The organism is Paracidovorax avenae ATCC 19860 (genome assembly GCF_000176855.2).
GTDB classification, from domain to species: domain Bacteria; phylum Pseudomonadota; class Gammaproteobacteria; order Burkholderiales; family Burkholderiaceae_C; genus Paracidovorax; species Paracidovorax avenae.
Genome location: NC_015138.1, coordinates 1,190,142 through 1,213,601, shown reverse-complemented (window position 1 = coordinate 1,213,601; position 23,460 = coordinate 1,190,142). Strand labels below are relative to the sequence as shown.

Below are 23,460 nucleotides of genomic sequence, written 5' to 3'. Positions count from 1 at the left end.
CACGTAACCAGGGATTACCCGCATCAGGCTCGGCCATTTACTGTCTACATTTTTTGTATGCAAGACTGGCGCACAAGAAATCGCGCCCATCCCCGGGGGTTTTCCATGCATTTCCTTTTCCGCACCCTGTTCGGCCGCGTCGTGCTGGCCCTCGTGGCCGGCATCGCCGTGGGCCTTTTGTGGCCCCAGTGGGCCGTGCAGCTCAAGCCGCTGGGCGACGGGTTCATCAAGCTCATCAAGATGCTGATCCCGCTGGTGGTGTTCTGCGTGGTGGTGCACGGCATCGCCGGCACGGGGGACCTGAAGCGCGTGGGCCGGGTGGGCATCAAGTCGCTGATCTACTTCGAGGTGGTCACCACCGTCGCGCTGGCCCTGGGCCTGGTGCTGGCCTTCGTGTTCGAGCCCGGCGTAGGCATGAACGTGGACCCGCGCGCGCTGGACGCTTCGGCGCTCAGCGCCTATACGGACACGGCGAACAAGCTTTCGGGCGGCGGCTTCAGCGACTTCCTGCTCAAGCTCATCCCCACCACCGCGGTGAGCGCCTTCTCCACCGGCGACGTGCTGCAGGTGCTGCTGTTCTCGATCGTCTTCGGCTGCGCGCTGGCGCTGGTCGGCGAGCGCGGCGCCCGCGTGGCCGGGCTCATCGAGGATTTCTCGGTGGTGCTGTTCCGCGCCATGGGCCTCATCATCCAGCTCGCGCCCCTGGGCGTGCTGGGCGCCATCGCCTTCACCGTGGGCAAGTACGGCATCGGCTCGCTCAAGCAGCTCGGCATGCTGGTGGGGCTGTTCTACCTGGCCGTGGCGCTGTTCGTGGTGGTCGTGCTCGGGCTCATCATGCGCTTCTCGGGTTTCAGCCTGTTCAAGCTGCTGCGCTACCTGCGCGAGGAACTGGCCGTGGTGTTCGCCACCACCTCGTCCGACAGCGTGCTGCCGCAGATCATGGCCAAGCTCAAGCACATGGGCGTGCGCGACTCCACCGTGGGCCTGGTGATTCCCACCGGCTACTCGTTCAACCTGGACGCGTTCTCCATCTACATCACGCTCGCGGCCGTGTTCATCGCCCAGGCGACCAACACGCCGATCAGCATGACCGACCTGCTGACCATCCTCGCGATCTCGCTCGTCACCTCCAAGGGTGCGCACGGCGTGCCGGGCTCGGCCATCGTGGTGCTGGCGGCCACGCTGCACGCCATCCCGGCCATTCCTGCCATCGGCCTGGTGCTGGTGCTGTCGGTGGACTGGTTCATGGGCATCGCCCGGGCATTGGGCAACCTGGTGGGCAACTGCGTGGCGACGGTCGCCATCGCCGCCTGGGAAGGCGACATCGACCGGGAGCGCGCCCGGGCCGTGCTCGACGGCGAGGACGTGCCTCCGGTGGCCTGACTGCCGGGCCGCATTTTTGCAACAGTCCGGCGTTTTACGTAAACAAAAGAAACCTTCTGCGGTGTAATCGAAGCGCTTTTCTGCCCGAAGGTTTCCCATGCTCCAGACACTGCGCTCCAAGATCCTGTTCATCAGTACCGCCACGGTCGTGTGCGCGCTGGCGGTCACCGGGGCTGCCACCTACACCATCACCCGCGCGAGCACGTTCGAGACCATCGAGCAGGACCTGAACGCGATCGCCGCCGGCAATGCCATGGCGGTGGACCAGTGGGTGGCCGCCAAGGGCACGGCCGTGCAGGCGACGGCGGCGGCCATCGAGCATGGCGACCCGCAAGGCTACGTGCCGCTGATGGGCAAGGCCAACGGCTTCCCGATCACCACCGTCGGGTGGGAGGACAAGACCTTCTTCTCCACGACCAAGACGGCCCCGGGCTACGACCCCACGGCCCGCCCCTGGTACAAGAGCGCCGTGCAGGCCGGCAAGCTGGCCGTCACCAAGCCCTACGGCGACTCGACCACCGGCGTGCCCTACGTGGCCTTCGTGGCGCCCATGCTGCGCGGCGGCAAGCTCGAGGGCGTGCTGAGCGGCGCGGTGCCGCTCGACGGCGTGCGCGAGGTGGTCGCGGCCATCCGCCCCACGCCCGGCAGCTTCGGCTTCGTGGTCAACAGCGACGGGCAGGTCATCGCGCATGCCGACGCCAAGCTGGCGCTCAAGCCGGTCACCGAGATTTCTTCCGTGCTGACGCCGGCCACCATGGCGTCCCTCGCCACGTCGGACAAGCCGCTCGAGGTCGAGATGGACGGCGCCGCCAAGCTGCTCAAGGGCCGCACCGTGCATGGCACGGACTGGACGCTGATCGTGGCGCTGGACAAGGCCGAGGCCACGGCCGGCCTGCGCAGCGTGCTGCACACCCTGGCCATCGCGATCGTGCTGCTGGCTCTGGCTGCGGCCGGCGTCGCCGCCCTGCTCACCGCCACCTCCTTCCGCCGCCTCTCGCAGGTGCGCGACGCCATGGACCGCATCGGCTCCGGCGGCGGCGACCTGACCCAGCGCCTGCCCGTGTCCGGCCGCGACGAGGTGGCCCAGATCGCCTCCTCGTTCAATGCCTTCGTCGAGCAGATCGGCACGGTGCTCAAGGACGTGCGCCACGGCGTGGAATCGATGAAGACGGCCACGGACGAGATCCGCGCCGGCAACCAGGACCTCTCCAACCGCACCGAGGGATCGGCGAGCGCGCTGCAGGAAACCTCCGCGTCGCTGTCGCAGCTCACCGTGACGCTGCAGCAGTCGGCCGAATCCGCCGCGCAGGCCACGCGCCTGGCGAACGCGGCGAGCGCCTCCGCCCTGAAGGGCGGCGAGGTGGTGGCCAGCGCCGTGAACACCATGGACGACATCTCCAGGGCCTCGTCCAAGATCGGCGAGATCATCGGCGTGATCGACTCCATCGCCTTCCAGACCAACATCCTGGCGCTGAATGCGGCCGTGGAGGCCGCGCGGGCCGGCGAGCAGGGCCGCGGCTTCGCCGTCGTGGCCGGCGAGGTGCGCAGCCTGGCGCAGCGCAGCGCGGAGGCCGCCAAGGAAATCAAGTCGCTGATCGACGCCTCGGGCGCCAGCGTGCTCACCGGCACCGAGCGCGTGCGCGCGGCCGGCGAGACCATGGGCGAGATCGTGGACGGCATCCAGCGCGTCACGCAGATCATCGGCGAGATCAACGGCTCCATGGCCGAGCAGAGCTCGGGCATCGCGCAGATCAACCAGGCCGTCGCCGAGATGGACCGCGCCACGCAGCAGAACGCCGCGCTGGTGGAGGAATCCACCGCCGCCTCCGGCGTGCTCAACGACCAGGCGCACCACCTGTCGCGCACCGTGGCGGGCTTCACGCTCGACGAGCACTCCGCGCCGGGCTCCCACGCACTGGCCCTGCCGCGCTGAGCGCGGCCGGCTTCCCCCGACGGCACCGATGGGCACCAGCCAGAGCCAGATCGCACAGCAGGTCGTCGAGTCCATCCTGGCGCAGAAACTGGCGCCCGGCGAACGGCTGGGCGAGCAGGACCTGGCCGACCTGTTCGGCGTCAGCCGCACCATGGTGCGGGAAGCGCTGATGCAGCTGCAGGCCCGCGGTTTCGTCGAGGTGCGGGCGCGGCGCGGCTGGTACGTGGTGGAGCCGTCGGTGGAGGATGCGCGCGACGCCTTCTCCGCGCGACGCATCATCGAATCCGGCATCCTGGCCGACGCCGGCCGGCCGCTGCAGCAGACCGTGGTGCCGCGCCTGCGCGCGCACATCGACGAGGAACGGCGCGCGATCGAAGGCGCGGATGCCGCGACGCGCGCCTTCCTGCTGGCCGACTTCCACGTCTGCCTGGCCGAGGCGCTGGGCCACCGCACGCTCAGCGACCTGCTGCGCGACCTCACCGCCCGCACCACGCTGGCCGCATCGCTCTACCAGTCCCAGCACGGCGCCAGCCAGTCCTGCGAGGAACACGCGGCCATCGTCGAGGCCCTGGAGGCCGGGGACACCGCCCTGGCCCGGGAGCGCATGCTGGCGCATATCGGCCACGTGGAAGACGCGCTCGACCCGGGCCAGCCCCTGGTACGCGACCGGCTGCGCGAATCGCTCGCCCCCCTGGCCGCCGCGGCCCGGCCCGCGGCGGACTGACCGCGCCCCGGCCGGCAGCCCTCCCCCACCCATCTCCTGCACCTTGCACCGCCGGCTGGCAACCGGGTAAGCACCGAGCCGCATGCGCGCTCCAGGCCTTTGAATGCATCCATTTTTTGTATACAAACTCGCATGCATTCTGGGAAGCCAATACAAGGAGACAACCCCATGCAATCCGCCACCAGCCCGGCGCGCACCGCAGGCCACGCCGCGATCGCCCAGCCCGCCACGTCCATGTCCACCCCTGCGCCCGCCGCTACTGCCTCGCCCCACGCCGGCAACGCGCTCATCAAGCCCGGCTATGACCCGCGCCTGACCAACGAGGACCTCGCGCCGCTGAAGAAACAGACCTGGGGCCAGTACAACATCTTCGCGTTCTGGATGTCCGACGTGCACAGCGTCGGCGGCTACGTCACCGCCGGCAGCCTGTTCGCGCTGGGCCTGTCGAGCTGGCACGTGCTGGCGGCGCTGCTGATCGGCATCGTGATCGTGCAGTTCTTCTGCAACCTGGTGGCCAAGCCCAGCCAGGTGACGGGCGTGCCCTACCCCGTGATCTGCCGCGCCTCGTTCGGCGTGCTGGGCGCCAACATCCCGGCCATCATCCGCGGGCTGATCGCGGTGGCCTGGTACGGCATCCAGACCTACCTGGCCTCCAGCGCCTTCATGATCCTGGCGCTGCATTTCTACCCCTCGCTCGACGCCTATGCCGATGTCACGCGGCACGGCTTCGCGGGCCTGTCCACGCTGGGCTGGGTGTCGTTCATGGTCATGTGGGTGTTGCAGGCGCTGGTGTTCTGGCACGGCATGGAGGCCATCCGCCGCTTCATCGACTGGGCCGGCCCGGGCGTCTATGTGGTGATGGCCATCCTCTGTGGCTGGCTGGTCTGGAAGGCCGGCTGGAAGAACATCGACCTGAACCTGGGCGGCGTGCGCTTCCAGGGCTGGGACGCGGTGCCGGTGATGCTCTCGGCCATCGCGCTGGTGGTGAGCTACTTCAGCGGCCCGATGCTCAACTTCGGCGACTTCTCCCGCTATGGCAAGAGCTTCGACGCGGTGAAGAAGGGCAATTTCTGGGGCCTGCCGGTCAACTTCGTGTTCTTCTCGCTGCTCACCGTGGTCACCACCGCCGCCACGCTGCCCGTGTTCGGCGAACTCATCACCGACCCGGTCCACACCGTCGGCCGCATCGACTCCACCACCGCCGTGGTGCTGGGCGCGCTCACCTTCATGATCGCCACCGTGGGCATCAACATCGTGGCCAACTTCGTGTCGCCCGCGTTCGACTTCTCCAACGTGGCGCCGCAGCACATCAGCTGGCGCACGGGCGGCATGATCGCCGCCGTGGGCTCGATCTTCATCACGCCCTGGAACCTCTACAACAACCCGCAGGTCATCCACTACACGCTGGACATCCTGGGCTCGTTCATCGGCCCGCTGTTCGGCATCCTGATCGCCGACTACTACTTCGTGCGCCGCCAGCAGGTGGTGGTCGATGACCTCTACACCATGGACACGCAAGGCCGCTACTGGTACCAGGGCGGCTACAACCCCCGCGCCGTGATGACCATGGTGCCGGCCGCGCTGGTGCCCATCCTGTGCGTGGTCGTGCCGAGCTGGCGAGGCGCCGCCAGCTATGCCTGGTTCATCGGCATGGGCCTGGGCCTGGTCATCTACCTGGCACTGAACCGCAAGCAACACTGAAACCGAAGAAGGAACGGGCAGCGCCCATGCGTATCAAGATCATCAATCCCAACACCACCTGGAGCATGACCGAGAAGATCGGGGCCTGCGCGCGCGCCGTGGCGCGGCCGGGCACCGAGGTCATCGCCGTCAGCCCCGCCATGGGCCCGGCGTCCATCGAGAGCCACTACGACGAGGCGCTGGCCGTGCCCGGCCTGCTGCAGGAGATCGCCCGTGGCGAAGCCGAAGGCGTCGATGGCTACGTGATCGCCTGCTTCGGCGACCCCGGCCTGAAGGCCGCGCGCGAACTGGCACGCGGCCCGGTAGTGGGCATCGCCGAGGCCGCCATGCACCTGGCGAGCATGGTGGGGACGCGCTTCTCGGTGGTGACCACGCTGGGCCGCACCATGGGCCAGGCCTGGCACCTGGCCGAGATCTACGGCATGGAGCGCTTCTGCGCCAACGTGCGCGCCTGCGAGCTGCCGGTGCTGGAACTGGAAGTGCCCGGCTCCCACGCGCGCGAACGCATCGTGGAGGAGTGCCGCCGCGCGCTGGCCGAGGACGGCTGCGACGCCATCGTGCTGGGCTGCGCCGGCATGGCCGACCTGTGCGAGCATATCGGCAGGACGCTGGGCGTGCCGGTGATCGACGGCGTGGCGGCTGCCACCACGCTGGTCGAATCGCTGGTGACGCTGCGGCTGGCGACAAGCAAGCACGGCGAACTGGCCCGGCCGCTGCCCAAAGCCATGGCCGGGGCGCTGGCCGGCTTCGCGCTGGGCGCGGCTCCCATGGCAGCGGCGCCCGCCACCGCGCCGGCGCTGCGGCGCGCATGACCGCGGCGGCGCCGCTTGCCGCGACAATCCCGCCATGCCCCGCGCCGCCCCCACTTCCGCCCCCACTTCCGCTCCTGCTCCCGCCCCCGCCTCTCCACCCGCGCACCAGCGCACAGCCACCGCCGCGCCCGCGCCGGCATCCAAGGCGCGTGCACCCCGCCGCACCGCCCCGGCGCAGCGCCTGGACGCACCCGCATCGCCCACCGCGCCGGAAGCCGCCCAGGTCTCCATCGAAGGCATCGCGCGCGACCTGGCGACCGCCATCGTCGAGAAGCGCCTGCCGCCCGGCACCTGGCTGCGCGAGGAGGCGCTGGGGCGCATCTATTCCGTGAGCCGCACCAAGGTGCGCGCCGCGCTGGTCATGCTGGCCAAGGACCGGCTGATCGAGACCATTCCCGACAAGGGCTCGTTCGTGAGCCGGCCCAGCGTGCAGGAGGCGCGCGAGGTGTTCGCCGTGCGCCGCATCCTGGAAAGCGAGGTCGTGCGGCTGTTCGTGGCCCGGGGGAAGCGGGCCGACTACCAGTTGCTGGAGCAGCACATCCGCTTCGAGCGCACGGCACTCAAGGCCGGCCCCGCCACCGGCAGCGTGCAGGAGAAGCTGCTGGGCGACTTCCACGTCGCGCTGGCCGAGGCCGCGGGCAACCACACGCTCGCCCAGCTGGTGCAGGAGATGGTGGCGCGCAGCTCGCTCATCGCCATGCTCTACCACTCGTCCAACGACGCGCACTGCTCCTCCGGGGAGCATGCCGAGTTCCTGCGCGTGTGCCGCAGCGGCGATGCCGAGGCGGCGGTCGCCTGCATGGTGGACCACCTCGACCGCATCGAAGCCAGCCTGGAGCTGGACAGCGAGCGTGCAGACCGGCAACTGGACCTGGTGAAGGCCCTGCTGTCCTGAGCGCGGCCGCGCGGGTTTTCCATCGTGGCGGCAGGCACCCAAATTGCATACATTTTTTCCATACAGCCGTGTATGCAGTCCAGCCGCCAAGGAATCCCGCCATGTCTTCCCGTTCCACCGCCATCCATCCCGTGGACCAGCGCCTGCCCGCCGGCCAGCTCGCCGCCCTGGGCCTGCAGCACGTGCTGGTCATGTATGCCGGGGCGGTCGCCGTGCCGCTCATCATCGGCCGCGCGCTCAACCTCACGCCCGACCTGGTCGCCAAGCTCATCTCGGCCGACCTGTTCTGCTGCGGCCTGGTCACGCTGATCCAGGCGCTAGGCGCCACGCGCTGGTTCGGCGTGCAGTTGCCGGTGATGATGGGCGTGACCTTCGCGGCCGTCGCGCCCATGGTGTCCATGGCCCAGTCCACCGCCGGCCCGGCGGGCGCGGGGCTGATCTTCGGCTCGGTGATCGGCGCGGGCGCGGTCTCGATCCTGATCGCGCCGCTCATCAGCCGCATGCTGCGCTTCTTCCCGCCCGTGGTCACGGGCACCATCATCGCGGTCATCGGCATCAGCCTGATGCGCGTGGGCATCAACTGGATCTTCGGCAACCCGGTGGGCCCCACGGCGCCCACGGTGGTGAATCCCGATCACGTGAAATGGCTGGCCGAGGCGCAGGCTGCCGCCGGCGCACCGGGCTCGTCGCTGCCGCCCGTGCCCAAGGGCTTCGCGGTGGTGCCCACCGTGCCCAACCCGCGCTACGGCGACCTGACGGGCGTGGGCATCTCGGCGCTGGTGCTGCTGTCCATCCTGCTGATCGCCCGATTCGCGCGCGGCTTCGTGGCCAACATCTCGGTGCTGCTGGGCATCTGCATCGGCGGCGTGGCGGCCACGGCCCTGGGGCTGATGGGGTTCGAGAAGGTGGCCAGGGCGCAGTGGTTCGACCTGGTGCTGCCCTTCGAGATCGCGGCGCCCATCTTCGACCCGGTGCTGATCCTCACCATGACGCTGGTCATGGTGGTGGTGATGATCGAATCCACCGGCATGTTCCTCGCGCTGGGCGAGATGACGGGCAAAAAGGTGGACCAGGCGGCACTGACGCGCGGCCTGCGCACCGACGGGCTGGGCACGCTCATCGGGGGGCTGTTCAACACCTTCCCCTACACCAGCTTCTCGCAGAACGTGGGCCTGGTGGCCGTGACCGGCGTCAAGAGCCGCTTCGTCTGCGTGGCCGGCGGCCTGATCCTCATCCTGCTGGGCCTGGTGCCCAAGATGGCGGCGCTGGTCGAATCGCTGCCCACCGTGGTGCTGGGCGGCGCGGGCCTGGTGATGTTCGGCATGGTGGCGGCCACCGGCATCCGCATCCTGGGCGCGGTGGACTTCAAGACCAACCGCTTCAACGCCATGATCGTGGCCGTGTCCATCGGCGTGGGCATGGTGCCGCTGGTGGCGCCCAACTTCCGCCAGTGGATGCCGCATGCCATCCACCCGCTGATCGAATCCGGTATCCTGCTGGCCTCGATCACCGCCGTGCTCCTGAATGTCTTCTTCAATGGCACCAGCCGCGACACCTCCGCGGCCGTGGATGCCGCCCGGCAGGCCGAAGCGCACTGAGCCCGGCCTGCCCCGGCACAGACCCGCTCCGCATCCGGCGCGGGCATTCGGTCCCCATGCACATATCGCATGGGTACAGGCCCCCCTGGCGCGGGCCCGGCGGTTAAGCTCGACAGGCATCGCCTCTGCGCCCTTTTTTCCGGAAGTCCCCGTATGACCAAGCCACTCTCCGCCGCGGAAGCGGCACTGCGCGAAGCAGCGCTCGAATACCACCGCAACCCCAGCCGCGGCAAGATCGCCGTCACGCCGACCAAGCCCCTGTCCAACCAGCGCGACCTCTCCCTGGCCTATTCGCCCGGCGTGGCCTATCCGTGCCTGGACATCCAGGCCGACCCGTCGCTGGCGTTCGACTACACCTCGCGCGGCAACCTCGTGGGCGTGATCACCAACGGCACGGCGGTGCTGGGCCTGGGCGACATCGGCCCGCTGGCCGGCAAGCCGGTGATGGAAGGCAAGGGATGCCTGTTCAAGAAGTTCGCGGGGGTCGATGTGTTCGACATCGAGCTGGCCGAGCGCGACCCGGACAAGATCATCGAGATCGTCGCGGCGCTGGAGCCCACGCTGGGCGGCATCAACCTGGAAGACATCAAGGCGCCCGAGTGCTTCTACATCGAGCGTGAGCTCTCCAAGCGCATGAACATCCCGGTGTTCCATGACGACCAGCACGGCACGGCCATCATCTCCAGCGCCGCCCTGCTCAACGGCCTCGAACTGGTGGGCAAGGACATCGGCGCCGTGAAGGTGGCCGTCTCCGGTGCCGGCGCCGCCGCCATCGCCTGCCTGGACGTCATGGTCGGCCTGGGCGTGAAGCGCGAGCACATCTTCGTGTGCGACTCCAAGGGCGTGATCTACGAGGGCCGCGGCCCGCTGGACGAATCCAAGGCCCGCTACGCGCAGAAGACCGAGGCCCGCACCCTGGCCGACGTGGTCAACGGCGCCGACGTGTTCCTGGGCTGCTCCACCGCCGGCACGCTCACGGCCGACATGGTCAAGACCATGGCGGACAAGCCCATCATCCTGGCGCTGGCCAACCCCGAGCCGGAGATCCGCCCGGAACTGGCCAAGGCCGTGCGCCCGGACTGCATCATCGCCACGGGCCGTTCGGACTACCCGAACCAGGTCAACAACGTGCTGTGCTTCCCCTATATCTTCCGCGGCGCGCTCGATTGCGGCGCCACGAAGATCACGCAGGAGATGAAGCTCGCCTGCGTGCGCGAGATCGCCGACCTCGCCAAGGCGGAGATGAGCGACGAGGTGGCCGCCGCCTACGCGGGCCAGGAACTCTCCTTCGGCCCCGACTACCTCATCCCCACGCCGTTCGACGTGCGCCTGATCCTGCGCATCGCGCCCGCCGTGGCGCGCGCGGCCGAGGCCTCGGGCGTGGCCACCCGCCCGATCCAGGACTACGACGCCTACCGCGACAGCCTCACGCGCTTCGTCTACCAGACCAGCATGTTCATGCGCCCGGTCTTCACCGCCGCCAAGGCCAGCCTGCAGCGCGTGGCCTATGCCGAGGGCGAGGACGAGCGCGTGCTGCGCGCCGCGCAGGTGGCGGTCGATGACGGCCTGGCCCGGCCCATCCTGATCGGCCGCCCCGCGGTGATCGAGATGCGGATCAAGAAGGCCGGCCTGCGCATCCAGCTCGGCAAGGACGTGGAAGTCTGCAACCCCGAGGACGATCCGCGCTTCCGCCAGTACTGGGAGGCCTACCACCGCCTGATGGGCCGCGACGGCATCACGCCCGAGGCCGCCAAGGCCGCCGTGCGCCGCTCCAACACGCTCATCGGCGCGCTGATGGTGCGACTGGGCGATGCGGACGCGCTGCTGTGCGGCCTGGTCGGACGCTTCGACCACCACCTGGAGCACGTGCGCACGGTGATCGGCCTGAAGGACGGCGCCGCCGGCCTCGCGACGGTGAACGCCCTCACGCTGGACCAGCACACGCTGTTCATCGCCGACACCTACATCCACGAGGACCCGAGCGCCGAGCAGCTCGCGCACATCGCGCAGATGGCGGCCGAGGAAGTGCAGCGCTTCGGCCTGCCGCCCAAGGTCGCGTTCCTCTCGCACTCCAACTACGGCTCGTCCACGCGCCCCTCGGCCCGCAAGATGCGCGCGGCGCGCGACCTGTTCGCGAAGGCCGCGCCCCACATCGAGAGCGATGGCGAGCTGCACGGCGACGCGGCCCTGTCGGAGAAGATCCGCCAGACCGCGCTGGAGGACGGCACGCTCACCGGCTCGGCCAACGTGCTGATCTGCCCGAACCTCGACGCGGCGAACATCCTGTTCAACGTGCTCAAGACCACCGGCAGCCACGGCACCACCATCGGCCCGATCCTGCTGGGCGCCGCCGCCTCGGCCCACGTGCTCACGCCCTCCTCCACCGTGCGCCGCGTGGTCAACATGACGGCACTGGCCGCCGCCAACGCCGTGGCCTCCAAGGCCCAGCGCTGAAGCGCCCGTCCCGCAGCCCGCCACCCGGGCAGCGGGACGGCCACCGGTACGCGGCTTGCATGCGGCCTGCGCCATGGCCGATCCCGTACCCCCTTCCCCGTTCCATTCTCTTTCCCCTGCCGCAGCCCCGCTGACGCCGGAGCGCATCGCCCGCCACCTGCTGCGGGCCGATGCGGTCGCGCGCCGCGCGATGGACGCCGGGCGCCATCCCTTCGGTGCGCTGCTGGTCGCGCCGGACGGCGATACCGTGCTGGCCGAGCAGGGCAATATCGACACGGTGAACCATGCCGAGTCCACGCTCGCGCGCGAGGCGGCGGCGCGCTGGCCCGCCGACCTGCTGCGCGGCTGCACCCTCGTCACCACCTTCGAGCCCTGCGCCATGTGCGCCGGCACCATCTACTGGGCCGGCATCGGGCGCGTGCTGTACGGCGCCGAGGAGACGGCGCTGCGCGCTATCACGGGCGACCACCCCGAGAACCCCACGCTGGACCTGCCCTGCCGCGAGGTGTTCGCGCGCGGCCAGCGCCCGGTGGAGGTGACCGGCCCTGTCCCCGAACTGCGCGATGCGCTCGTCGCCGCGCACCGCGGCTTCTGGGAACACCGCTGACTCCCTGGCAGGCACGAAGCATGCACCATGCTGGTGCAATCCGTGCATACTGCGCCCTGCAGCCGGCGGCGGACAGGCATCGATCTTGCTGATACCCCCGGTATCGATCGACACGAATGGAGACCCCATGACCAAGCGTTCCTTCCTGCAGTCCGCCCTGCTGCTCGCCGCGTCGGGCCTGCTGGTGCCCGCCGCGCAGGCCCAGTCCGGCGCGCCCACCCCCATCAAGTTCCAGCTCGACTGGCGCTTCGAGGGGCCCGCGGCCTTCTTCCTGCTGCCGACGACCAAAGGCTACTTCAAGGAAGCGGGCCTGAACGTGACGGTGGACGCCGGCAACGGCTCGGGCGGCGCCGTGCAGCGCGTGGCCTCGGGCTCGTACGACATCGGCTTTGCCGACCTGGCCGCGGTGATGGAATTCCACGGCAACAACCCCGACGCGCAGAACAAGCCCGTGGCCGTGATGATGGTGTACAACAACACGCCCGCCTCGGTCATGGCGCTGAAGAAAAGCGGCATCACCAAGCCCGCCGACCTGAACGGCAGGAAGCTCGGCGCGCCGGTGTTCGACGCCGGGCGCCGCGGCTTCCCGATCTTCGCCAAGGCCAACCAGATCGCCGGCGTGCAATGGACAGCCATGGACCCGCCGCTGCGCGAGACCATGCTCGTGCGCGGCGACGTGGACGCCATCACCGGGTTCACCTTCACCTCCCTGCTGAACCTGGAGGCGCGCGGCGCCAAGGCGTCGGACGTGGTCGTGCTGCCCTATGCCGACTACGGCGTGAAGCTCTACGGCAACGCCATCATCGCGAGCCCGAAGATCCTCAAGGAGAACCCCGAGGCGGTGAAGGCCTTCCTGAAGGCCTTCGCCCGCGGCGCGAAGGAAGTGATCGCCAACCCCGGCGCCGCCATCGCCTACGTGAAGGAACGCGACGGCATCGTGAACACCGCGCTCGAGACGCGCCGGCTGCAACTGGCCATCGACACGGTGATCAACAGCCCGGATGCGCGCGCCGAAGGCTTCGGCCAGGTGAAGCCCCAGCGGCTCGCGCTGATGGCCTCGCAGGTGTCCGACGCCTACAACACCAAGACGCGCGTCGATCCCGCCACCGTGTGGAACGGCAGCTTCCTGCCGGCGGCCGCCGAGCTGAACATCCTGCCGAAGAAGTAGGCCCTCCCGCCCGGCCCGCCCCGGCACCCCTGCCCTTCCACGCGGCCGCGTGGAGGGAGGGTGTCCGCCGCCGCCTTCCGCCGCCGGACTGCGGCACACCTCCCCTCCCTTCCAGGATGTTTTCCATGCAGGCCACAGAAACCTATTTCGTGGACTTCCGCGACGTCTGGCTCGCCTACAACGAAGAGCTGCTGCGCGCCAACCACTTCGCGGTGGAGGCCATCGACCTGCAGGTGCGGCGCGGCGAATTCATCGCGATCGTCGGGCCGTCGGGCTGCGGCAAGTCCACCTTCATGAAGCTGGCCACCGGCCTGCGCATGCCCTCCATGGGCAAGATCCGCATCGCCGGCGAGCCGGTGACCGGGCCGCTGAAGATCTCGGGCATGGCCTTCCAGGCGCCTTCGCTGCTGCCCTGGCGCACCACGGTCGCCAACGTGCTGCTGCCGCTGGAGATCGTCGAGCCGCACCGTTCGCAGTTCAAGGCCCGCCGCAAGGAGTACGAGGCACGCGCACGCTCCCTGCTCCAGAAAGTGGGCCTGGCGGGCTACGAGGACAAGTACCCCTGGCAGCTCTCGGGCGGCATGCAGCAGCGCGCCAGCATCTGCCGCGCGCTCATCCACGAGCCGCAGATGCTGCTGCTCGACGAGCCCTTCGGCGCGCTGGACGCGTTCACGCGCGAGGAGCTCTGGTGCATCCTGCGCGACCTGCAGGCCGAGCAGCAATTCAACGTCATCCTCGTCACGCACGACCTGCGCGAGAGCGTGTTCCTCGCGGACACGATCTATGTGATGAGCAAGAGCCCGGGCCGCTTCGTCGTGCGCCGCGACATCGAGCTGCCCAGGCCGCGCGACCTGGAGCTCACCTACACCAAGGAATTCACCGACATCGTGCTGGAGCTGCGCGGCCACATCGGGGCGCTGCGCAAGACCGGCGGGGAGATCACGCAATGAACGCACAGCATCGCAAGCGCGTCGAGCGCTGGTCGCCCTGGGTCCTGCTCTTCGCGGTGATCGTGCTCTGGCAGGTCGTCTGCTCGGGCCTGGGCGTCTCGGAATTCATCTTCCCCAGCCCGCTGGCCATCTGGAACCAGCTGGTGGAGTTCAAGTGGATCATCGCGGGCCACGCGTGGCGCACCTTCTGGGTCACCATGGCGGGCTTCGGCATCGCCATCGTGGTGGGCGTGCTGCTGGGTTTCGTGATCGGCTCCTCGCGCCTCGCCTACGCCGCCATCTACCCGCTCATGACCGCCTTCAACGCCCTGCCCAAGGCCGCGTTCGTGCCCATCCTCGTGGTGTGGTTCGGCATCGGTGCGGGGCCGGCCATCCTCACGGCCTTCCTGATCAGCTTCTTCCCGATCATGGTGAACATCGCCACGGGCCTCGCCACCCTGGAGCCGGAGCTGGAGGACGTGCTGCGCGTGCTGGGCGCCAAGCGCTGGGACGTGCTCACCAAGGTCGGCCTGCCGCGCTCGCTGCCCTACTTCTACGGCTCGCTCAAGGTCGCCATCACGCTCGCGTTCGTGGGCACCACGGTGAGCGAGATGACCGCCGCCAACGAGGGCATCGGCTACCTGCTGATCTCGGCAGGCTCGTCGATGCAGATGGGCCTGGCCTTCGCCGGCCTGATGGTGGTGGGCGCGATGGCGATGGTGATGTACGAGCTTTTCAGCGTGCTGGAGAAGCACACCACGGGCTGGGCGCGGCGGGGAACCCAGGGGGAGTGAGGGCTCGCGGGCTGCGCACGGAGTTGGCATAGGATGGCAGGCGTTACGCCCACTACCGTCCAAGCCGCTGCCCATGCCCCGCCGCACCCAGCCCCACCTGCTGCGCGCCAGCTTCCGGCCCGAGGCCGACATCGACGAGAGCACCTACCCCTACAGCATTCCGGCCGTCGCGCAAATAGACCAGATCGACTTCCACCCCAATGTCACTTTCTTCGTGGGCGAGAACGGCGCGGGCAAATCCACCGTGCTGGAAGCGCTGGCCCTCGGCATGGGATTCGGGCAGGAAGGCGGCACCCGGTCCGTGCGGCTGCAGACGACGCTCCAGCAGGCTTCCGTCTCGCCGCTGCACGGCGACCTGCGGCTGGCCCGCATCGCGCCCATCCCGAAAGACGGCTACTTCCTGCGGGCCGAGAGCTTCTTCAACGTGGCGACCTACATGGACGACATGCCCGGCCCCAACGGCTACGGCCACAGGAAGCTGCACGCCCAGTCGCACGGCGAATCGTTCATGAGCGTGCTGACGCAGAAGCTGCGCGGCAACGGCATCTACTTCCTCGACGAACCCGAGGCCGCCCTGTCGCCCAACCGCCAGCTGGCGGCGCTGTGCGCCATCCACCAGCTGGTCGAGGACCATTCGCAGTTGGTCATCGCCACGCACTCGCCGATCCTGCTGTCATACCCGCACGCGAAGATCATCCTGTTCGACGGCACGGGCGTGAGCGAAGTGGCCTTCGAGGACACCGAGCATTTCGAGGTGACGCGGGACTTCCTCAACCACTACCCGCGGCGCCTGGAGCAATTGCTGGCGGACGACCCTCCGGGCGGGTAGGCGCCTGTGCCTGCGCTGGCGCAGGCCGCGGGGCCGGCACGTCGATCCGGTTGTCGATGTGCGACGCCTCGGCTGCTTCCAGGCTGGCCCACTGCACCACCAGATCGATGCCGCGCGTGCGCTGGACCATGTGGCGCTCATAGGAGCGCAGCGAATAGGGCTGCACGGCGGCCGGGTCCGCCCACTGGGATTCGATCCGGGCGGCCAGCGCCTGCGCCGCGCCCGGCAGGCCGCCCGGGTGCTGGGCGCAGAGCTGCAGGGCCGAGCGGTAGGCATCGTCCCGCTGGCGCATGGCGGGCGTTACCGTACAGCGTGCCGCGAAGCTGTGGATCGGCGCCGCATGCTGCCGGACCGCCTGCAGCAGCGCATCCAGCCGGGGCCGTTCGATGCCGGCATCGACCCAGTCCGCGGCCTGCGGCCCCATCGCATCGAGGAACGCCTCCACGTTCTGGTATTCGGTTTCCACGAACGAGAGCGGATGCAGGCGCCCCGCTTCATAGACGGCCTCCCGGCGGAGCGACAGGCCGGAGAAGACATTCTCCACGGCCGCGCCGGCCTGGAGCGCCGCGACCGAAAGGTCCACGCCGCCGGACGCGGCGGTGGCCGACGCGAGCGCCGTGCCGAAGCCGGCGGACACCCTGGCCGCCACCCCGGCCTTGGCGAGGTGCCCTTCGATCGAGCGCTCGACACGCATGTGGCCCGTCGCGTCGGCATAGTGCTTCGTGACGTTGCGCTGGGCCTCGACGAACCCGCCGACGCTGCCGCTGAGCTTGGCACCCCAGCGGCCGGCCGAGGCCGCGGCGTCCACGCCCAGCGCATGCCGCCGCCGGCCGTCGCCGGCCCGGCCGATGCGGTTCACCGTGAGCTCGGGAAACGCCTGCAGCAGGCGCTGCAGCAGCGGCGCCCCGTCGGCCGGTTGCGCGCCGCCGTGGCATCCGTCCAGCAGCGCATCCACCAGGGCAGAGAACTCGGCCCGCAGCTCCGGGACGAGCCGGCCGACGCGCGGCAGGCGCAGCGAAATGCCGCTCACATCGGCGCGATCGCGGCCGTAGAGCACGGTGTCCACGTTGACGCCCGCCTTGGCAAGGCCGATGTCCGGCCCCACGAAGGCACCGACGCCCACCTGCCGGGCCGCCTGGCGCTGGGTGCCGAGCACGATCTCCATGTCGTAGGGCGGCATCGCGATCTCGAAGACGGCCTGCCGGCCGCGCTGCGCCCTGGCATCGACCCGGCCGCGCAGGAAGAAGGCGCTCGCGATCGCACTGACCGACGACGTGATCTGCCGCAGCCCCACGCCCACGAGGCCGCCGCTGCTGAGCCGCAGGCGGCTCGATCCTTCGAGGCGGGCGATGATCTCCTTGAGCGCCGTGCGCACGGTTTCGCGATCGACCTCCGGCACGCGGGTGTCGCGCCCCACCACTTCCTCGCGCGCCCGCGCCAGCGCCGCGGAGACGGCACGCAGATCCTCCGGCCCGTCCCCGGCCGCTTGCGTGGCGGCGCCCGCCACCGCACGGGCCTCGTCGAGCCACTGCCCCATGGTCCGCTCATCCAGGCGCAGCGCGGCCAGCGCCTGCAGCGCAGGCGCACCGGCCAGCCGGTGGGCGAGGCCGGCCCGTCCGTCCGCGTCCAGGCCTGGCGACAGCATGCCGGCGAGGCGCGCGGCGATGTCGCCGCGGGCCTCCGCATCGAAGCCCTCCCGCTCGAGCGGCTCCGGTGCCGGAGCCTGCAGGCAGTGCGCCAGGACCGCGGCCCGCAGCAGCGCCTCGGGCACCTGCCCGGGGCCCGGCGTGCGCATGCGCAGGGCCGCATCGGACAGGTGCGCCCGCAGGCCCTCGGCGGCGTCGCGCAGCGCGGCTTCGCGGGCCCGGCGGTGGCGCGCGATGGCCGGCCCGCGCTCCACGCCCTGCGTGCCATGCCGCAAGGCCGTGAAAGGTGTCTTGCCGACCAGGGGGTTGCGCAGCAGCCTGCCCCGCTGCGGCGCGGCCCGCTCGATCCAGCGCCCGGTTTTCACGAGGCGCGCATCGATCGCGGCAAAGTCCGATCCGGGCCCGGTCTCGAACAGGTCGTTGCGCACGGCCGCCAGCGCCCACCGGTGGGGCTGGGCAGCCTGCACATCGCCGGCCATCCGGGCGGCAGCGCAGGCGATCGCCCGGCCCGGCAGGCAGTCCTGTGCCCCGGCCCGGGCCAGCAGCGCGGCGGGGTCCACACTTTCGATCCGTCCCCCGGCCAGCCCCTCGGCGGTCTCCGGCAGGGTCCGCGGCAAGGTCTGCGGCAAGGCGGCCGCCGCCTTCAGCAATAGCGCGAAATCCTGCCGCTGCGCGGCCTCCACCGGAACGGCGACCACGGCCTGCAGCACGTCCTGCCCCATGGGCGTGGCGGCCAGCGCGGCGGCCGTCCTCCATGCTGCCTGCCTGGCCGCGATAGCGCGGGCCATCCCCTCCGCCTCCACGCTGGCGGAGGACTGCCGCTGCGTGGAGAGGTCCGGCCCATCGGCCTCCAGGGAGGGCCGGGCCGTCCCGTATTCCAAGCCATCCTCGCTGCCCTCCGGGGATTCCGCGGGCGTTCCATACACCGATCCGGTCTCGCCTTCGCAAGCGCCGGCCTGCCGCTGCCGCCAGGCCGTCGCCACCTCGCGGGCCGGGTCCATCTCCTGCAGCACGGCGAGTGCTTCCAGGGCCCTGGCGGCATCTCCTCCGGTGGCCGCGGCGATCGCCTGGGCCAGCAGCACGCGCGGCGCTCCCGGCAGGCCCGGAATCGGCGCCATGCGCGACACATCCACTTGCGACAGGGCGTCGGCGAGGTCCGCCGCCACGCCGAAGCGGCGGGCCGTGCGGTTGAACAGCGAGCGGACGCACCGGGACATGTCGGGCTGCGCCTGCTCCATCGCATCGAGCAGGACATGGGACGCCGTGCTGCCTGCGCTGCCGGTGCGTGCCGTGCCGCCCGGCGCGCCCGCCGTACCGCCCCGGGCGGCATTGGCGGCATGGGCGGCAGCGGCCGGCACCGCGCCGCGCGGAGGGCGGGCGGAATCCGCCCTCGGCTGGCGCAGCGGCCGTCTGGCCGGTGCATCCAGCGGCCGCACGGCGGTGCTGGCCAGCGACGGCATCTGCTGCGCCTGCCCCGCCGGAGTATCGAAGGTGACCCGGGAGATACCGAAACAGCGGGTGAGTTTGCCGAGCAGGGACATGGGCCCATCCTGTCGGCCCGCCACCACTGCGCCCACCGGAGGTGCGAATCAATCCGCAGAAACCCGACTCCGCAGTGCGCGCGGGGTGGCAGGCATTGCCGGCGCACGCGGGGCCGGGGCGCCGGACTACGCGGAGGCGCTTGCGCCATCCCTACAGTGGCGGGATATCCATCGGCTCTTCAGGAAAGGCACCCCCCCATGGTCACAGGACGCCTCGCAGGCCGCAAGGCCCTCGTCACCGGCAGCACACAGGGCATTGGCGCCGCCATCGCGCTGCGGCTCGCGCAGGACGGTGCCGACGTCGTTCTCAACGGCCGCAATCCGGACGGTGCGCCCGGCGGGCTCATCGAGTGCATCGCGGCGCTCGGGCGCCGCGCGGTGTACGTGGCCGCGGACCTGAGCCGCGGCGCGGCCGAGGCGGGCCGGCTGGTGAACGAGGCCGCGCAGGCGCTCGGCGGGCTGGACATCCTGGTGAACAACGCGGGCGTGGAACGCCGCGCCGATTTCTGGGACGTGACCGAGGAAGACTACGACCTCGTGATGGACACCAACGTGAAGGGCCTGTTCTTCGCCACGCAGGCCTTCGTGCGGCACCTGCGCACGCGCAAGGACGGGGGCGCCATCGTCAACATCAGCTCGGTGCACGAGGAGATCGCCTTCCCGCATTTCGCCTCGTACTGCGCGAGCAAGGGCGCGCTGCGCATGCTGGCGCGCAACCTCGCGAGCGAGCTCGCCCCGCTGGGCATCCGCATCAACAACGTCGCGCCGGGCGCCATCGCCACCCCGATCAATGCGCAGCTGATGGACAACCCGGAGCAGATGCGCGCTCTCAATGCGCAGATTCCCCTGGGCCGCATGGGCCAGCCCGAGGACGTGGCCGGGCTGGTGGCCTTCCTGGCGGGAGACGAGGCCCGCTACATCACGGGCGGCACCCACTTCGTGGACGGCGGCCTGACCTACCACTACGCCGAGCAGTAGCACCGGGCAACGGGAAGGAGGCGGCCCGGCACAATGGCGCAACGCCGTCCAGCCCCGCCGCCATGCCCCGCTTCGCCGCCAACCTGTCCATGCTCTATCCGGAGATGGAGTTCACCGACCGCTTCGCCGCCGCGGCCCGCGATGGCTTCCGGGGGGTCGAGTACCTGTTCCCCTATGCCCATCCGGCCGGCCGGCTGGCCACCCTGCTGCACCGCCATGGGCTGCAGCAGGTGCTGTTCAACGCCCCGCCGGGCGATTGGGAGGCCGGCGAACGCGGCCTGGCCTGCCTGCCGGGCCGGGAGGCGGAGTTCCGCGACGGCATCGCGCAGGCCATCGCCTACGCCCGGGCCCTGGCCTGCCCGCGCATCCACGTGATGGCCGGCATCGCGCCCGAAGGCGCGGACCCCGCGGCCCTGCACGCCACCTACGCCGCCAACCTGCGCGGCGCGGCGGCCGTGGCGGCCCCGCACGGCATCACGCTGATGATCGAGCCCATCAACGGCCGCGACATGCCCGGCTATTTCCTGCAGCGGCAGGACGCGGCGCACGCCTGGGTCGAAGCGTTCGGCAGCCCGCACGTGCAGGTGCAGATGGACCTCTACCACTGCCAGGTGGCCGAAGGCGACGTGGCCACGAAGCTGCGCCGCTACCTGCCCACGGGCCGCGTGGGCCACCTGCAGATCGCCGGCGTGCCGGAACGCCACGAGCCCGACGTGGGCGAGCTGCACTACCCCTATCTTTTCCGGCTCGTGGATGCGCTGGGATACGCCGGCTGGATCGGCTGCGAATACCGGCCCGCGCGCGGCACGGAAGCCGGCGGCACCCGCGCGGGGCTGGAATGGATGGCGCCCTGGCGCGCGGCGCTGCCGGAGTGACGGCGGCCACGGCGCCGCGGAAAAGCGCAAACGTTTGCGCGCGCCGCGGTCAGCGGGCCTGCATCTGCCGGCAGATGTTCTGGCCCGTGGCCGTCAGGCGCAGCGCGCCCGCGTTCCACTCCATCCAGGCGCATTGAACGAGTTCGTCGATCACGTCCTCGCCGATCTGGCCCGCCTGGTTGCTGCGCAACAACCGGTCGATGCGGGGCAATGCCTCGCGCAGTTCGCCCAGCCGGGCGGTGGAAGTGGACGCGGTAGCCATGCAACGTACCTTCGGTTGAAAAATCAAGGCACAGGCTAGCACGGCAGCATGCAGGCGTGATGGCCCATTGCCAGCAAGCAACACATGGCCATTGCCGCGCACGGGCCGGCGCGCATGCGCTACACTGTGCCCCGCCCTGGCGACATGCCTGCCTTGCCGGGGCCCACGGCGCACGCATCGTCCCGCATGCCCCGCCGCACAGGGCCCACCACGGCCCGCCTTCCTTCCGGCAAGCTCCTTCCTTTTTTCACGACGCGCTCCGTTCCGGACTCCCGGCCCGCGTCGCCCCTGGCGGCTTCCGCCACCTGCTTCCACGCCGCCGGCCTCCCATCCGGCCGCGCCCGGCCTCCACCGGCGTCCTGTGTTTCCCCGCGTGCGCACGCCGCACGCCCGCTTTTTCTCGTTCCGACATGCACACACCAGTCGCCCTGGCAGTGGGCCGCTACCTCGTCACGCCGCTCATCCGGCGCATCGAGTCGGGCCGCTACACCGCCTCCGTCTCCGTCCGCCGCGGCATGCACGACCGCGTCTTCCGCTTCCTGCCGCAGTTCGACAGCGATGCCCTGGCCTCGCTCTATGCCATCGACCAGGGCCGGCACATCGCTCTGCACGGCGCGGCCTGACGCACGGCCCGCATCCATCCATCCCTTTCTTTCCCACCATCCGAAGGAGTTCCGTGTCCAAAGAAGACCTGATCGAAATGCAAGGCAAAGTGGAGGAAGTCCTCCCCGATTCCCGCTTCCGCGTGACCCTGGACAACGGGCACCAGCTCATCGCCTATGCGGGCGGCAAGATGCGCAAGCACCGCATCCGCGTGCTCGCCGGCGACCGCGTGTCGCTGGAGTTGTCCCCCTATGACCTCAACAAGGGCCGTCTCACCTTCCGGCACATCGAAGGCCGCGGCGGCCCGCGCCCGCCCCAGCGGGGCGCGCGCTGACCCGCGCTGCCGTCAGTAGCGGTTGGAGAAGTTCGCGCTGATGCGCTGCTTCAGGTACTCGCCCGCCGTGATCGGCGGATGCGTGCCGGCGGGGCCCGCGATCACCGCATCCTCGTTGGCCTGGCAGAAGAACGCCAGGCTGTAGCGCGCTCCCTGGTATTCGTGCGGCAGCGGATTGCGCACCCGGTGGAAGTTGCTGGGCAGCACGTCGTCGCTCCAGCGCGTGAGCATGTCGCCGATGTTGCAGGTGATCACGCCTTCCGCAGGCTCCACGGGCGTCCAGCGGCGGCCCTCCATCTCCTTGCCCGGCAGCACCTGCAGTCCGCCCTGCCCCGGCTTCTGGAACAGCAGCGTCAGGCAGTCGAAGTCGGTGTGCGCGCCCGCGCGCCACAGGCCCAGTTCATCCTTCAGCGCTGGATCCACCGCGAAGTAATGCAGCATGCGCAGCGTGCTCTGGTAAGCGGGCACGGACGGATCGTGCGCGCGGGTGAAGAACGCGTCGTCGAACCCCAGCTTCCACGCGAAGCACGACAGCAGGCGCATGCCGACCTCCCAGCACTGGCGCTCGAAGGCCAGCGTCGCTGCGCGGAAGCCCGGCAGTTCCTGCTCCGTCGGCCAGAGGCCTTCCATGCGCGGGCGCGTGACCTGGTAGGACTCCTTCTGGTCCGGCGTGCGGGTGGAGGGGCGGATCTGCGCCTTGTGCTCCCAGCCCGCGTTGCGCGCGAGCGGCCACTGCGCCTTGGTCTCGCGCGGCAGCGCGAAGAAGGCCTCGGCCCGCGCGAAGGCCGCGCGGATGTCCTCGATGGGAATGCCGTGGTGGGACACCTGGAAGAAGCCGATATCGACCGACGCGCTCCAGAGCTGTTCGGCGATCTCTTCCTTGCGGCGGTCGAAATCCGAGATGTCGATGCAGCGCACCTCGCGCTCGCGCGTCTCCTCGCCCAGGCCGCCCATGCGGGCTTCGCGGGAAAGCTCCTCCTGGACGCCGGAGTGGTCGGTCGCCGTGCCGGGGATGGTGGCAGAAGTCATGGTGGTTTCCTTGTCGTTGCAGCATGCAAGGGCCATGGACGCACGCCCATGGTCACCATCCATGGCGCACGCGGCGCAGGCCCTTGAAGTGGGAAAGGCGCCGGCCCCGTGCCGGGCACGGTGCCGGTTCCGGCTTCAAGAGCAATGACCCGCCGGCCACCCTCCCGGCAAACCGGGTGGCGGCCCTGCTGAACGCTTCTACTCTCGCCAGGGCCGGATGCAATCCGCGGGCCAGGCCAAACCGCCGTGCCCCCTGCCGCACAGGGGCACAGCCTGCCCCGCGGCGGTGACAGCGCGCACCAGAACGAGGAATGCGGGCAGGCCGCACGCCGCCGGTGCACCGGGCGGCACCATCCCCCCCGGCA

Annotated in this window: 20 protein-coding genes; 17 read left to right on the top strand and 3 right to left on the bottom strand. The window is 70.2% G+C overall.

What is annotated here, in order from left to right; all coding sequences use genetic code 11:
- Positions 1-105: 105 nt before the first annotated feature.
- The 13 genes from ACAV_RS05300 (at position 106) to ACAV_RS05240 (ending at position 15,827) form a co-directional block, all read left to right on the top strand.
- Positions 106-1,383, top strand: coding sequence for a C4-dicarboxylate transporter DctA (locus tag ACAV_RS05300; protein ID WP_013593546.1), 1,278 nt, complete (start codon positions 106-108; stop codon positions 1,381-1,383).
- A 97-nt stretch (positions 1,384-1,480) separates the two neighbouring features.
- Positions 1,481-3,316: a methyl-accepting chemotaxis protein gene (locus ACAV_RS05295; protein WP_013593545.1), complete on the top strand. Its 1,836-nt coding sequence runs from the start codon at positions 1,481-1,483 to the stop codon at positions 3,314-3,316.
- Positions 3,317-3,344: 28 nt separating this feature from the next.
- Positions 3,345-4,040 carry a GntR family transcriptional regulator gene (locus ACAV_RS05290; RefSeq protein ID WP_013593544.1) on the top strand — a complete coding sequence of 232 codons (696 nt, stop codon included), beginning with the start codon at positions 3,345-3,347 and terminating at the stop codon, positions 4,038-4,040.
- A 234-nt stretch (positions 4,041-4,274) separates the two neighbouring features.
- A complete protein-coding gene (locus ACAV_RS05285) occupies positions 4,275-5,741 on the top strand; it encodes an NCS1 family nucleobase:cation symporter-1 (protein ID WP_041828971.1) in 1,467 nt (488 codons plus the stop codon).
- Positions 5,742-5,767: 26 nt separating this feature from the next.
- Entirely contained in the window at positions 5,768-6,553 is a 786-nt protein-coding gene (locus tag ACAV_RS05280) for an aspartate/glutamate racemase family protein (protein ID WP_013593542.1), read from the top strand.
- A gap of 34 nt (positions 6,554-6,587) precedes the next feature.
- Positions 6,588-7,448, top strand: a complete 861-nt coding sequence (locus ACAV_RS05275; RefSeq protein WP_013593541.1) for a GntR family transcriptional regulator — start codon at positions 6,588-6,590, stop codon at positions 7,446-7,448.
- 101 nt (positions 7,449-7,549) lie between these two features.
- A complete protein-coding gene (locus ACAV_RS05270) occupies positions 7,550-9,046 on the top strand; it encodes a nucleobase:cation symporter-2 family protein (RefSeq protein WP_013593540.1) in 1,497 nt (498 codons plus the stop codon).
- 153 nt (positions 9,047-9,199) lie between these two features.
- A complete protein-coding gene (locus ACAV_RS05265) occupies positions 9,200-11,500 on the top strand; it encodes an NADP-dependent malic enzyme (protein ID WP_013593539.1) in 2,301 nt (766 codons plus the stop codon).
- A gap of 73 nt (positions 11,501-11,573) precedes the next feature.
- A complete protein-coding gene (locus ACAV_RS05260; RefSeq protein ID WP_013593538.1) occupies positions 11,574-12,107 on the top strand; it encodes a nucleoside deaminase in 534 nt (177 codons plus the stop codon).
- Between the two features lie 127 nt (positions 12,108-12,234).
- Positions 12,235-13,275 (top strand): ABC transporter substrate-binding protein, encoded by a 1,041-nt coding sequence (locus ACAV_RS05255; protein ID WP_013593537.1) that lies wholly within the window; start codon positions 12,235-12,237, stop codon positions 13,273-13,275.
- Positions 13,276-13,400: 125 nt separating this feature from the next.
- Entirely contained in the window at positions 13,401-14,225 is an 825-nt protein-coding gene (locus ACAV_RS05250) for an ABC transporter ATP-binding protein (protein ID WP_013593536.1), read from the top strand.
- Entirely contained in the window at positions 14,222-14,998 is a 777-nt protein-coding gene (locus tag ACAV_RS05245; protein ID WP_013593535.1) for an ABC transporter permease, read from the top strand. The genes ACAV_RS05250 and ACAV_RS05245 overlap by 4 nt, the downstream gene beginning before the upstream one ends.
- A gap of 73 nt (positions 14,999-15,071) precedes the next feature.
- Complete coding sequence (locus ACAV_RS05240; protein WP_013593534.1) at positions 15,072-15,827, top strand: AAA family ATPase; 756 nt, start codon at positions 15,072-15,074, stop codon at positions 15,825-15,827.
- On the opposite strand, the gene ACAV_RS05235 is transcribed toward ACAV_RS05240, so the two are convergent.
- Positions 15,769-19,014, bottom strand: coding sequence for a hypothetical protein (locus ACAV_RS05235; RefSeq protein ID WP_013593533.1), 3,246 nt, complete (start codon positions 19,012-19,014; stop codon positions 15,769-15,771). The genes ACAV_RS05240 and ACAV_RS05235 overlap by 59 nt on opposite strands.
- Positions 19,015-19,212: 198 nt before the next feature.
- Here ACAV_RS05235 and ACAV_RS05230 point away from each other — a divergent pair, with 198 nt between their 5' ends.
- Positions 19,213-19,992: an SDR family NAD(P)-dependent oxidoreductase gene (locus tag ACAV_RS05230; protein WP_013593532.1), complete on the top strand. Its 780-nt coding sequence runs from the start codon at positions 19,213-19,215 to the stop codon at positions 19,990-19,992.
- A gap of 62 nt (positions 19,993-20,054) precedes the next feature.
- Positions 20,055-20,867 (top strand): 2-oxo-tetronate isomerase, encoded by an 813-nt coding sequence (otnI, locus tag ACAV_RS05225; RefSeq protein WP_013593531.1) that lies wholly within the window; start codon positions 20,055-20,057, stop codon positions 20,865-20,867.
- Between the two features lie 49 nt (positions 20,868-20,916).
- On the opposite strand, the gene ACAV_RS05220 is transcribed toward otnI, so the two are convergent.
- Entirely contained in the window at positions 20,917-21,129 is a 213-nt protein-coding gene (locus ACAV_RS05220; RefSeq protein WP_013593530.1) for a hypothetical protein, read from the bottom strand.
- Positions 21,130-21,539: 410 nt separating this feature from the next.
- Here ACAV_RS05220 and ACAV_RS05215 point away from each other — a divergent pair, with 410 nt between their 5' ends.
- Both ACAV_RS05215 and infA read left to right on the top strand, forming a co-directional pair.
- Positions 21,540-21,752: a hypothetical protein gene (locus ACAV_RS05215; RefSeq protein WP_013593529.1), complete on the top strand. Its 213-nt coding sequence runs from the start codon at positions 21,540-21,542 to the stop codon at positions 21,750-21,752.
- 53 nt (positions 21,753-21,805) lie between these two features.
- A complete protein-coding gene (gene infA, locus ACAV_RS05210) occupies positions 21,806-22,066 on the top strand; it encodes a translation initiation factor IF-1 (RefSeq protein WP_013593528.1) in 261 nt (86 codons plus the stop codon).
- A 12-nt stretch (positions 22,067-22,078) separates the two neighbouring features.
- On the opposite strand, the gene ACAV_RS05205 is transcribed toward infA, so the two are convergent.
- Positions 22,079-23,095 (bottom strand): isopenicillin N synthase family dioxygenase, encoded by a 1,017-nt coding sequence (locus tag ACAV_RS05205; protein ID WP_013593527.1) that lies wholly within the window; start codon positions 23,093-23,095, stop codon positions 22,079-22,081.
- Positions 23,096-23,460 lie beyond the last annotated feature (365 nt).

Excerpts from the sequence above, each read along its gene's own strand:
- ACAV_RS05300 (WP_013593546.1), top strand. The coding sequence starts at position 106 with ATGCATTTCCTTTTCCGCACCCTGTTCGGCCGCGTCGTGCTGGCCCTC.
- ACAV_RS05295 (WP_013593545.1), top strand. The coding sequence starts at position 1,481 with ATGCTCCAGACACTGCGCTCCAAGATCCTGTTCATCAGTACCGCCACG.
- ACAV_RS05290 (WP_013593544.1), top strand. The coding sequence starts at position 3,345 with ATGGGCACCAGCCAGAGCCAGATCGCACAGCAGGTCGTCGAGTCCATC.
- ACAV_RS05285 (WP_041828971.1), top strand. The coding sequence starts at position 4,275 with ATGTCCACCCCTGCGCCCGCCGCTACTGCCTCGCCCCACGCCGGCAAC.
- ACAV_RS05280 (WP_013593542.1), top strand. The coding sequence starts at position 5,768 with ATGCGTATCAAGATCATCAATCCCAACACCACCTGGAGCATGACCGAG.
- ACAV_RS05275 (WP_013593541.1), top strand. The coding sequence starts at position 6,588 with ATGCCCCGCGCCGCCCCCACTTCCGCCCCCACTTCCGCTCCTGCTCCC.
- ACAV_RS05270 (WP_013593540.1), top strand. The coding sequence starts at position 7,550 with ATGTCTTCCCGTTCCACCGCCATCCATCCCGTGGACCAGCGCCTGCCC.
- ACAV_RS05265 (WP_013593539.1), top strand. The coding sequence starts at position 9,200 with ATGACCAAGCCACTCTCCGCCGCGGAAGCGGCACTGCGCGAAGCAGCG.
- ACAV_RS05260 (WP_013593538.1), top strand. The coding sequence starts at position 11,574 with ATGGCCGATCCCGTACCCCCTTCCCCGTTCCATTCTCTTTCCCCTGCC.
- ACAV_RS05255 (WP_013593537.1), top strand. The coding sequence starts at position 12,235 with ATGACCAAGCGTTCCTTCCTGCAGTCCGCCCTGCTGCTCGCCGCGTCG.
- ACAV_RS05250 (WP_013593536.1), top strand. The coding sequence starts at position 13,401 with ATGCAGGCCACAGAAACCTATTTCGTGGACTTCCGCGACGTCTGGCTC.
- ACAV_RS05245 (WP_013593535.1), top strand. The coding sequence starts at position 14,222 with ATGAACGCACAGCATCGCAAGCGCGTCGAGCGCTGGTCGCCCTGGGTC.
- ACAV_RS05240 (WP_013593534.1), top strand. The coding sequence starts at position 15,072 with ATGCCCCGCCGCACCCAGCCCCACCTGCTGCGCGCCAGCTTCCGGCCC.
- ACAV_RS05235 (WP_013593533.1), bottom strand. The coding sequence starts at position 19,014 with ATGTCCCTGCTCGGCAAACTCACCCGCTGTTTCGGTATCTCCCGGGTC.
- ACAV_RS05230 (WP_013593532.1), top strand. The coding sequence starts at position 19,213 with ATGGTCACAGGACGCCTCGCAGGCCGCAAGGCCCTCGTCACCGGCAGC.
- otnI (WP_013593531.1), top strand. The coding sequence starts at position 20,055 with ATGCCCCGCTTCGCCGCCAACCTGTCCATGCTCTATCCGGAGATGGAG.
- ACAV_RS05220 (WP_013593530.1), bottom strand. The coding sequence starts at position 21,129 with ATGGCTACCGCGTCCACTTCCACCGCCCGGCTGGGCGAACTGCGCGAG.
- ACAV_RS05215 (WP_013593529.1), top strand. The coding sequence starts at position 21,540 with ATGCACACACCAGTCGCCCTGGCAGTGGGCCGCTACCTCGTCACGCCG.
- ACAV_RS05205 (WP_013593527.1), bottom strand. The coding sequence starts at position 23,095 with ATGACTTCTGCCACCATCCCCGGCACGGCGACCGACCACTCCGGCGTC.